Source organism: Candidatus Zixiibacteriota bacterium (assembly GCA_014728145.1).
Lineage (GTDB): Bacteria > Zixibacteria > MSB-5A5 > JAABVY01 > JAABVY01 > WJMC01.
The window spans coordinates 1-10,604 of sequence record WJMC01000103.1 but is presented as its reverse complement, the minus strand read 5'-3'; the positions used below and the strand labels follow the sequence as shown (position 1 = coordinate 10,604).

The following is a 10,604-nucleotide window of genomic DNA, read 5'->3' as shown; positions in this document are numbered from 1 at the left end:
CATCCTCAGGCCGGTATTCAAAAACGTATAGAAGATCGATCGCAGCTCCTGGTTACAGGCTTTTAATAATCGAATGCATTCATCCCTATTCAGGAAACGGGGAGATTTCGAGTCAGTCACTTTGATCGATTTCACCCCGGTACAGGGATTTTCGGCGCATAGCTTGCGATCGACACCAAACTTGAAAATTATCCGAAGTACGTTGATATCATAGTTTACCGTGCTGGTTTTGACTTTTCCACTGCCCTGTCTGGTCAGTTTAGCCAAGTGCTCAGGCAATTCAAGCTGACTGAGATCTTCAGTTCTTCGAAACCGCTTGTATACCTCGAATACCATTTGATCGAGTTGCGAGACTTTTTTTAAATAAGGGTATTTGTATCCTAAATAAAATCTGAAATTCCGGATAACTCCCCTGTACCGATTATGCGTACAAGGCCTATGGTTGGTCTCAGAATACTCCTGATAGATTCTAAACAAATCATCGATTAAAATATCCTTGGGAGACATTTCATATTCATTCCGGAGAACCTTAGAGTCAACATCAGCCAAAACAGCCTGAGCAAGTTTTTTTGATGTTCCTATCGCCTTGCGAATGCGAATTCCGGATTTTGCATAAGTATCAATATACCAGATTTTTCCACGCTTGAAGACAGATCCCATGTCGACCGCCTTAGAGTTTTGGTCACAATTTGGTCACAAAAGGTATTTTTAGTAATTTGGGGGTTTTGTAAGCTGTTGTCAAGTAAAAAGTAACGAGATTTTCACACACCGTGAGCCGATAAATCCTATTTATCGGTATTCTCTGTGTCTTTTTCTTCTTCGGGCTTTTTGATGGATTTTTCGAGGTCCACCATCTTCAATCCGGTGGTATACTCGATAACAGATGGCTCTATAATCCGCATTAAATTCTGTGTAACTTCCTTGATTTTCATGGCCGATTCCTCGACCGACTTGAGCTTGTTGCGGGTTTCTGGCGAGAACTCATCGGTATTCAAAAGCAACAGCTGGATATTTCCCAGAACCGCCGTCAGGGGGTTGTTGACCTCGTGATTTATCGCAACCGCCGTCTCCACCACTGCCTCCGCACGGGCTTTCATAAGGTCCTCATCGGAAGCTCCTGAGACAGCTTTTCCGCGCGACAGTACCAGCGATAAAATAGCGCTGACGGTTTTGATGAATTCTTCCTCGAGAGCGAGATTCTTTTCACCCGGAGCTATACCTGAAATCGTTCCGCAAACCTCGCCATCCAGAATCAGCGGATACGAGAACAGGCTGTAAGTACCGTCTTTTTCAAATGTCAGAAAGAGGCTCTTGACCGAGAAATCATCACGCAACATGGACAGGAGCTTCTCCTCCATCTGACGCATCATCTCCGAAAACTCATCCCGGCCGGCAATATGAGAGATCTTGATCTTACCGGAATCACCGAACACCCGCACCGATCCGGTCACCAGCCCGATTACCTCCAGCGCGTTCTCGAGCGCGCTGTTCAAAATCTGCTCAACCGCCATCCCCTCTGCCGCATTCAGCGAAACTTCCGCCAACAGCCGGTATTTGAGCTGATCGTTGTTTTTGCTTTCGTTATTATTCATAGCACTGTTTAGTACTGCAACTGGTATGCCTCAAGCTGTAAAATCAGCAAAATCTTAGACGAGTAATATGAACGGCAGATGCCTCCCAGCCATTCCGTTCTAATATATACTATTTACACAGAATAAAAAGAATTATTCTATAAAATTTGAGTATGGCACACTTTTTTATTTTGCTAAAATCTGTATCAATATGAACACGGCTTCACACAAACTGCAGACAGGTTTCGTACCATCTTCCCGGTTGCGATGTTTTCACTTGACAACCGGTCGGAAACCGCTATACCTTAGGGTTTTTCAAGAATATGCCTGCTTCAGATCTGGGACATAATTGTGGCGTGTTTGCCATCTACGGCAACCGCAAGGCGGCCAAGCTGACCTACTTCGGCCTGTACGCGCTCCAGCATCGTGGACAGGAGTCAGCCGGTATAGCCACCAGCGACAGAAACGATATCCATATTTTCAAGGGTATGGGTCTGGTCAACGAGGTCTTTTCCAGAAGAGATATATTCAACCAGCTCAAGGGTACAATCGCGATCGGCCACAACCGTTATTCCACCACCGGATCATCGCAACTGCGCAACGCTCAGCCACTGTTTTCGCGCTTTAAGGGGCATCAACTGGCGGTCGGTCACAACGGCAATATAACCAATTCCGCCACCCTCAGAAACCGGCTGGAATCGACCGGAGCGCTGTTTCAGACCACCTCTGATTCCGAGTTGTTTTTACACCTGATCGCCAAGTCCCGCAAAACCGATATGGTCGACAAGATCATTTACGCCCTCAGGCAGATTCAGGGAGCATACTGCACGGTGTTCATGACACGCGACGCGATCTATGCCGCCCGTGACCCGCGCGGATTTCGCCCCCTGGCTTTGGGACGGCTCAATAAATCCTATGTAATCGCCTCGGAAACCTGCGCTTTCGACCTGATCGGAGCCAGGTATGTACGCGATATCCTGCCGGGCGAAATCGTCAAAATCGACAGGAACGGGCTAAAATCGTATCACCCCTTCTCGCAGGTCAAAAAAGCCTTCTGCATTTTCGAGTTCATCTATTTCTCCCGTCCCGACTCGAAGATCTTCTGCGAAAATGTCGACAAGGTGAGGCGCCGTCTGGGACGGCAGCTGGCCCGTGAACATCCGGTCGAAGCCGATATCGTCATCTCCGTACCGGACTCCTCCAACACCGCCGCCCTGGGTTTTTCGGAGGCCTCCGGAATCCGAATGGAAATCGGGTTCATCCGCAATCACTATGTCGGGCGGACATTTATCGACCCCGAGCAAAAAATACGTGATCTCGATGTCAAGATAAAATTTAACCCCGTCAGGGGCGTCATCGAGGGCCGGCGGATTGTCATGGTCGATGATTCAATTGTGCGCGGGACTACCTCCCGCAAGCTGATTAAAATGCTTCGTGAGGCCGGCGCCAAAGAAATCCATTTCCGGGTCTCTGCCCCGCCGATCATCTCGCCCTGCTATTACGGCATCGACATGCCCACCAAAGAAGAGCTGATCGGTTCAAACAAGAAAGTAGAAGAGATACGCAGATACCTGGGAGCGGATTCGCTGGGCTACCTGTCGATCGAGGGTATGCTGTCGATGAACTCGCTTCCGACTGAAAATTTCTGTGTGGCCTGTTTCTCGAACAAGTACCCGACCCGCCTCGAGAGACGAAACGGCAAGTATAACCTCGAATAAAAGCTTCAGCGCCGATATCTTTTCAGTATTCCACCGGCCAGTTTTTTGACTATATCGCGCAGTTCTTTCGGGCTTACAACCCGGGCTTCCTCGCCGTAGCGCACCAGCCAGCGCGCGATTTCGTCCAGGCCCGAAGCTCGCGCGGTATATCGGATTTTACCACCGGGCATTTTTTTGATCTTCTGGCTCTCGTGGTACTGATTGGTTTTCATCAAACGGGCCGCGGTGCCTTTGAACTCTACCTCGAACTCGACCGGTTTTCCGCTCGCGAACTCCCAGCTCTGAGAAAAATAGCTTTCCGCCTGCACATTGCGGTCACGCCTGAAGACATTGCCGGTCGTTTTTAAATCACGAATCCGTGACACCCTGAAAGTCCGGTAGTCCCTGCGCAGGTGACAGAAACCGACCAGGTAATAGCCGTGATTGCGAAACACCACGAAATACGGATCGACACGTCTTTTAGTCAGTTTGCCCTGCAGGTTTTCATATTGCAGGTCGACCTGGAAATCATTTATAGCGGCATTTTCAAGCTCGGCAAAAATCCTGGCCGCGTCCCGGCTGAATTTGTCCGAGGATGACGGGTTCAGGTAACTCAGTATATCACCGCTTTTCAGGTTCAATGGTATATTGCCGTTAATGACTGCATTGAGCTTGCTGAGAAGAATCTCGGCGGTTTTGCGGTTGGGATGATTTTCCATCAAAGGCGAAGCCATCAGGGCGGAGCGGAGCATCAGGTACTCATCGATCGAAAAATTCAACGGCGGTAAAAAAGTCTCCGATGCCAGCTTGTATCCATTGTGGTAAAAGATCGGGATATTGGCTTCGGACAAGGTCGTCAGGTCGCGGTAGATAGTGCGTTCCGTGACGCCGCACATTTTGGCCAGCTTGCGTGCATCCAGAGATTTATTGTTTCTGAGCAGGCTCAATATATACAGGAGCCGTCCTGATTTATTCATAAGGTCCTCTCCATTAATAAATTCAACTGACAAAAAATGTCAAGATCAAACGGTGATCATTCTGCAAGCGTGATTATGAGCGCGAGAATTCAGCGCGGATCATGTCATTTAAGCGGCGGGCGGTCGCCGGGGCATGACCGGCGTAATGGTTGTTGACATAGACCAGGGCATCGACCTGCCGACGGAACATACGCGCAATCATCCCGGCCCAGCGACGCAGGCGATCGTCGCGGTCGAGCACTTCTTTTTCCCAGGTTTTTGTAATCGCCTCGATCTCCCTGCGGTCGCCGATCAGGCGGATATATGTATGATCGGAGGTCACCGGGTCGAGTTTCTCTGCGAGCTCATCGCCATGAGGCATCCAGGCCTGATCCGCCATGACCAAAGCAACCTGGCGTGCGCGCAGCATTTCGGCATAAGCCGATGTCAGCCAGTGACGGTTGCGGATTTCGACACCGTAACTGAAACCATCAGGAAGGTCATCCAGAAATCTCTCCAGCCTCTCGAAGAAAACCTGTTTGTCGGCAAATACCTTTTGGGATAGATAAGGAAACTGTAAAATCAAACTCCCCAGGTTCTTGTCCAGCCTTGAAACAGCCTCCAGGAAAGCATCGCGCACCGGGTAGGTTACATCCGGCACCAGCAGCTTGTCTCCGTCTGGAGTAGCCTTCTGTCCGGCATGGACAATCGCCCGTGGAAATTTGGCCGACACCAAAAAATCCCCGGGAATACTGTAAGCCCAGCTCTCGACCGTCTTTTTTGCGGGCACACGGTAATAGGTGGCGTCGATCTCGACCGTATCGAATTGCTGGGAGTAGTACTTCAGAAAATCCGAGGGTTTCAGATCCTCCGGGTAGAACGGCCCGACCCAGTCTTTAGACGAAAATGAGGATGTACCGATTCGTATCTGTGTATTACTTCCAGCCAAAACAAACCCTTTCAACTGTTTAATTATGAAATCACGCTCACTGCGAGTAGTTCCCGGACAGGTTTGTGAAATTATCAATTTATCTTGGAGTATCGGAAATTATCGGAAGACTCCCATGATCTGGCCGAAAAACAGCCATTTCAGCCTGAAACAATGATTTTCGTGTCAATTCATTACATTGAAAGCCAACAAGATAACTCAAGCGCTGAAGCGCCCGTCCGATAAAAAAATCATGGCACAGGCTTTGCAAATCAGACTTCCGGTTGACTCGAATTTTTCGTTTGGGCAAAAAAGGAGGTCCTGATGTTTCATGCCAGCCTGACAAGAAAACATTTCATCTGCTCGGCGGGATTGCTGTTGCTGAGTATGATGATTATAAGCGGGTGTTCCATTGAGAAACCGGAAGCGCCCACCTGGGACGCGCAGTATTCGGTTCCGCTTATTTCCAAGCATTATGATATGGAAGAACTGGTCGAGAGAATGGCTGAGGACGCGCTCAGCTACGATTCGATCAACGGTCTTTCGCTGTCGTTTGACCAGTCCCTCGACACGGTCGCAATCGACGCCGGCCTGACTGCTTCCGGTGTTAATGAAAGCTTCGATCACCAGCTCGGCAATGTCACCATCGACGCGCCCGATGCGCAGGCAGTCGAGATCGAGCTGGCTGATCACATTACCCTGGCCGCGTCTGTGCCTGAAACCGGCTTCAACGCCGACAAAGACTTTCAGGCTTACGATGAGTTCCAGTCGGCGACCTTTTCCGAGGGCTACTTCATCATGAACGTAACCAATGATTTCGGTATCGCCATAGATTCGCTGACAGTCCACGTCGTGGATAAAACCGATTCCGATACACTGGCGTCATTCGATTTTCCGGGTATTCTCGAGAATACGGAATCGGCTTCTGACAGTATCGCCCTCTCCGGCCTGGCGGTTTCCAGCCAGCTGGAATTGAAAAGCCGAATCCACATTCCGGGCGGTACGCTTCTGCAGACCGGCGAGAACAAGCTCTCGTTAGAGCTGTCCTATTCCGACCAGGTCTCGGTATCTTCGGCCACCACTCGCGTACCGGACCAGCAGAAGGATTACAGCGGTAGTTTCAGTTTAAGCGAAAACCATCGCCTGACAGAAGCCTTGATCGAAAGCGGTGATCTGACCATTACGATTACTAACACCTCGGAGCTCTCCGCTGACCTGACGGTCACCATAGATGAGATCAAAAACGGTACTCAGCCTTTGACCCTGGACGTTTCAGTCCCTGCCGGTGGCAACCAGGAAATCGTTCGCGACATCGCCGGCTATACTGTTGCCCCTGAAATCGTCGCCAATAAGATGAATATCGAAGTCGATATGTCAGCCGATATCAACGGTTCCGGCACCAGCTATGTCCAGGTCGGCTCATCCGACAAATTCGCTCTCTCGGCCAGCCTGGGCAATCTCGAGTTTTCGCAGGTAACCGGTGTCGTCTCGCCGACCATGATCGAGATGTCAGAAGTCGTCGAAGAGCTCGATCTTCCGGATGGGATGGAGAATATCTCGCTGACTGACGCTGTACTCGAGATCACGCTTTATTCCGAGGTCAGCATCCCGGCAGAAGTCGATGTCACCCTTGCCGGTGATGCCGGTCAGAATCTGAATATCGTCGGCAATCTCAACGGCGGATCGCCCCAGGATCCGGGTGTGACACAGATTACCATCAGCGACCTGTCGACACTGACCGATCCTGTTCCACAGACCATCACGATAAGCGGAATTGCGACCGCTGGTGACGGTTCCACTTCCGGGTCTGTATATTCCGGAAGTCGAATCTGGGGCACCGCGGATATCAATTCACCATTGAAATTCAAAATCGGTCAGACCGAATTCGAAGGCGATATCAATTCGACCGAGATCGACCAGGATGACATCGATGAAGTCTCGGATCGTCTCAACAGCGGAACCATGTATGCCACGCTGACTAACCATCTTCCTTTCGGTTGCACGGTGGAACTCTATTTTTCGGGCGATTCGACCACTCTCTATGAATCCCCGGAACTGCTGATCGGTCCGGAAACGGTCTCCGCCGGCCAGCTCGGTGCTGACGGGAAGGTGTCATCAGCTACACTCTCAAACATCGTCATCAACCTGACTGACAGCGATCTCGATATTATCGAGAACGAGACACTGTTTATCGGCCAGAAACTGACTCTTCCGGGTACGAACGGTCAGGCTGTCGAAATTATCAACTCTGATTATCTTGAAATCGAAGCTTACATCACCCTCAACACTCGCATGGGTGACTAAGGATATATATACAGGAGCAAAACTATGAAAACCAGATTTTTGATTATAGTCTTCGTGGCGGTGCTTCTGGCACTGCCCCTGGCGCTCAATGCCGGTCAGTATTCGGGAGCGCGCAGTATGTCACTGGCCAAAAGTTTCACCTCCCTGGCCCGCGATTACGACGCCATCGGTATTAATCCGGCCAATTTGGCCCTCGACGGAGGCCATAACCTCAGCGTCCAGCTCTTCTCTGCAGGGGTCGATCTGTCGAACAATTCGTTCTCGTACTCAGATTATACGAAATATAACGGCGAACACCTGAGCCAGTCGGATAAAGACGACATCCTCTCCAAGATACCGTCATCGGGACTGCAGGGCAACTTCGAAAGCGGTGCTTCCGCCTTTTTGGTCACCCGTGGAAAACTGGCTTTTGGCCTTACCGGTTCGGCTGACGGCGACCTGACTATGGACAAAGAAGTCTTCGAGCTGATCTTCAACGGCAATACGATGGGTGATTCGATCGACGTTTCTGATGCCGACGGTGAAGCGGTCGGTCATGCCGACATCAACCTGGCCTACGCCTCGCACCTGGCCAGCACGCGCTGGGGCAAACTCAACTGGGGCGTCAATCTCAAGTACATCCAGGGTATCACCTATGCCAAGGTCGAAGAAGCCGAGGGCTACCTGGTCACCCGTGCCAGCGGTATCGATTCCGACGGCAGTGTGGCCATCAAGACCTCCCAGGGCGGTTCCGGGTTCGGCGCCGATGTCGGGCTGTCGATGCATCACGGACAGGACTGGACTTTCTCACTGGCTGTCACGAACCTGATTTCGACTATCAGCTGGAGCAATGAAAACAAGCTTAACACCTATGTTTTCAATGCCAACGAGGCCACACTGGAAAACTCCGATGAGGACGGCGACACAACCTACACTTCCGAAGACTATGAAGAAGAAATCGGGTCGTTTTCGAGTTCTTTGGCGCCACAACTGGCACTGGGCGCGTCTACAAATTACAAGAGTTTCCTGTTGAGTTTCGACCTCAAGCAGGGTTTTAAAAATCTCGGCAACGTTTCCACCACACCGGAACTCTCTCTCGGCTGTGAAGCGCATTATTTCAGCTTCCTGCCTCTCAGGCTCGGGTTCTCGCTGGGTGGTTCCGACGGTACCCAGGGCGCGGTAGGTTTTGGACTCAACCTGGGTGGCTTCAAGTTCGATTTTGCCTACCTGGCGTCCGGTTCACTTCTGCCGTTCGGTGGCAAAGGCCTCGGGCTGGCGCTCTCGACCGGTTTGACATTTTAGCTGACTTCTGCCATATACTAACTGCCTCTTGCCCGTCCGGATTATCCGGGCGGGTTTTTTATTGGATGATAACCATAATAACCATACCCGCTATGGGAAGCATCCCACAACATCAGAGAACCCCCCGCAGTTCAGATCGAAACACCCCTCACATAGGACATAATACACTGTATAACAACAGATTACGACCAGCAATAAACCTGCAATACATCTGCTGACGGCATCCGCTTTGCAAAATAATAGCACGGATAGAGATCACTTCATGAAATGCGGAGGCGCTATGAAAAGCCGAATCAGGATTTTTGCCACAGCCTTAGTACTGCTCACGATTGGTTATACGAACGGCCTCGACGCGATGCCTCCGCATCCGGACAATAGCGAGAGCAACCGCGGTCAAAAGAGTGTACCGATGAGCCTCGCTGATTACGATCATTTACAGAATTTCTGTCGTTCAGCGGGCATAGATTCGCCGGGAAGTGTCGATCTCAAAAAGGCCTCTTTAGCCTCAGACACTTTTAAAGTACTGGCAATACTGATCGACTTCCCCGATCGACCCGCGATTTCAGAAGCCTCGTTTTTCGATAACCTCATTTACAGCGGACAGCATGGCTCCGTACGGGACTATTTTCTCGAGAACTCATACGGCAAGCTGAATATACAGACACTCGACCTGCCCTCAGAGACAGGCTGGTTCACCGCCCCTGAGGATGTCGGTTATTATGCCCCCCCGCGGACTTATGGTCTCTATGATCCATATCCGCACAACGCCCAGAAACTTGTCGAGGAGGCGGTCGACGCGGCCGATCAATATGTCGACTTCAGCAAATACGACAACGACCACGACGGCTATGTCGACGGCCTGATCATAATCCATTCCGGCACAGGAGCGGAATTCTCCTACCCTTTCAACCAGCATGATATCTGGTCACATAAGTGGTCAATAAATGCCCGCCAAAGAGATGGCGTGTATATCCGGGATTACAGTATGATGCCTGAATACTGGAGCGAAGCCGGCGATATGACCTGCGGAGTGTATGTCCATGAACTCGGCCATGTGCTGGGACTGCCGGATCTGTACGACACCGACTATTCCTCGCGCGGTATCGGCAAATGGTCGGTCATGTCGACCGGGGCCTGGAACGGTTATCTTGGCGATGCTCCCGCGCATTTGGACGCCTGGTCGAAAATCGAACTCGGGTTCGCTGAACCGAGAGTGATTGGCGCAAACTCAAACAATGTCCGGATTCCGGCAGTCGAGGATTCGGCAGTGATATACAAGCTCTGGACCGAAGGCAAGAGTATCGCTAATGAATATTTCTTAGTAGAGAACCGCCAGCGTAAAAGCTATGACGAGGGCCTTCCCGGTGACGGTCTTCTGATCTGGCATATAGACGAGAGTGTCCTCACAAACGATAACGAATGGTATCCGTCGCAGAAAGACGGCAAAGGCCATTATATGGTCGCACTGGAACAGGCTGACAACCTGTATGAGCTGGAACGTAAAGCTTCCTACGGTAACAGCGGTGACCCCTTTCCGGGCACCAGCGGGAATACAGCCTTCACTCCGGTCTCGGAACCTGCCAGCCTTTCCTACGATGGAAATAATACACTGGTAGCGATAACCGATATCTCGGAATCATCCGATTTGATGACGGCTGACTTCACAGTATCCTTTTCGAGCTCGCTCGATCAGGATGAAGATGAATCCGATGTTCTTCCGCTAAAATACACGCTCGAACAGAACTACCCGAACCCATTTAACGGCGAGACGGTGATCAGCTTTTCGCTCGATCAACCGGCAGACATCAACATCACCGTCTACAATCTGCTCGGACAGCAGGTCACACAGTTAGCTGACGGCCGTTAT

General features: G+C 50.8%; 7 protein-coding genes. 4 read left to right on the top strand and 3 right to left on the bottom strand.

Annotation, left to right across the window (positions count from 1 at the left end; genetic code table 11):
• Nucleotides 1–785: 785 nt before the first annotated feature.
• Nucleotides 786–1,592, bottom strand: coding sequence for a hypothetical protein (locus GF404_06565; GenBank protein ID MBD3381842.1), 807 nt, complete (start codon nucleotides 1,590–1,592; stop codon nucleotides 786–788).
• A gap of 302 nt (nucleotides 1,593–1,894) precedes the next feature.
• Between GF404_06565 and GF404_06560 the strand changes: the two genes are divergently transcribed.
• Nucleotides 1,895–3,289: an amidophosphoribosyltransferase gene (locus tag GF404_06560; GenBank protein ID MBD3381841.1), complete on the top strand. Its 1,395-nt coding sequence runs from the start codon at nucleotides 1,895–1,897 to the stop codon at nucleotides 3,287–3,289.
• 5 nt (nucleotides 3,290–3,294) lie between these two features.
• Here GF404_06560 and GF404_06555 read toward each other — a convergent pair whose 3' ends face one another.
• Nucleotides 3,295–4,245 carry a WYL domain-containing protein gene (locus GF404_06555; GenBank protein ID MBD3381840.1) on the bottom strand — a complete coding sequence of 317 codons (951 nt, stop codon included), beginning with the start codon at nucleotides 4,243–4,245 and terminating at the stop codon, nucleotides 3,295–3,297.
• 73 nt (nucleotides 4,246–4,318) lie between these two features.
• A complete protein-coding gene (locus GF404_06550; protein ID MBD3381839.1) occupies nucleotides 4,319–5,266 on the bottom strand; it encodes a DUF72 domain-containing protein in 948 nt (315 codons plus the stop codon).
• Between the two features lie 210 nt (nucleotides 5,267–5,476).
• On the opposite strand from GF404_06550, the gene GF404_06545 reads away from it, so the two are divergent.
• The 3 genes from GF404_06545 to GF404_06535 all read left to right on the top strand — a co-directional run.
• On the top strand, nucleotides 5,477–7,456 hold the full coding sequence (locus GF404_06545; protein ID MBD3381838.1) for a hypothetical protein: 1,980 nt from the start codon (nucleotides 5,477–5,479) through the stop codon (nucleotides 7,454–7,456).
• Nucleotides 7,457–7,480: 24 nt separating this feature from the next.
• Nucleotides 7,481–8,737, top strand: a complete 1,257-nt coding sequence (locus GF404_06540) for a hypothetical protein (GenBank protein MBD3381837.1) — start codon at nucleotides 7,481–7,483, stop codon at nucleotides 8,735–8,737.
• A gap of 262 nt (nucleotides 8,738–8,999) precedes the next feature.
• Nucleotides 9,000–10,604, top strand: a 1,605-nt coding sequence (locus GF404_06535; GenBank protein ID MBD3381836.1) for a M6 family metalloprotease domain-containing protein, incomplete at its 3' end; no start/stop codon positions are given.

What these genes read in the sequence shown, in the direction of transcription:
- GF404_06565 (MBD3381842.1), bottom strand. Translation starts at nt 1,592, where the DNA reads ATGAATAATAACGAAAGCAAAAACAACGATCAGCTCAAATACCGGCTG.
- GF404_06560 (MBD3381841.1), top strand. Translation starts at nt 1,895, where the DNA reads ATGCCTGCTTCAGATCTGGGACATAATTGTGGCGTGTTTGCCATCTAC.
- GF404_06555 (MBD3381840.1), bottom strand. Translation starts at nt 4,245, where the DNA reads ATGAATAAATCAGGACGGCTCCTGTATATATTGAGCCTGCTCAGAAAC.
- GF404_06545 (MBD3381838.1), top strand. Translation starts at nt 5,477, where the DNA reads ATGTTTCATGCCAGCCTGACAAGAAAACATTTCATCTGCTCGGCGGGA.
- GF404_06540 (MBD3381837.1), top strand. Translation starts at nt 7,481, where the DNA reads ATGAAAACCAGATTTTTGATTATAGTCTTCGTGGCGGTGCTTCTGGCA.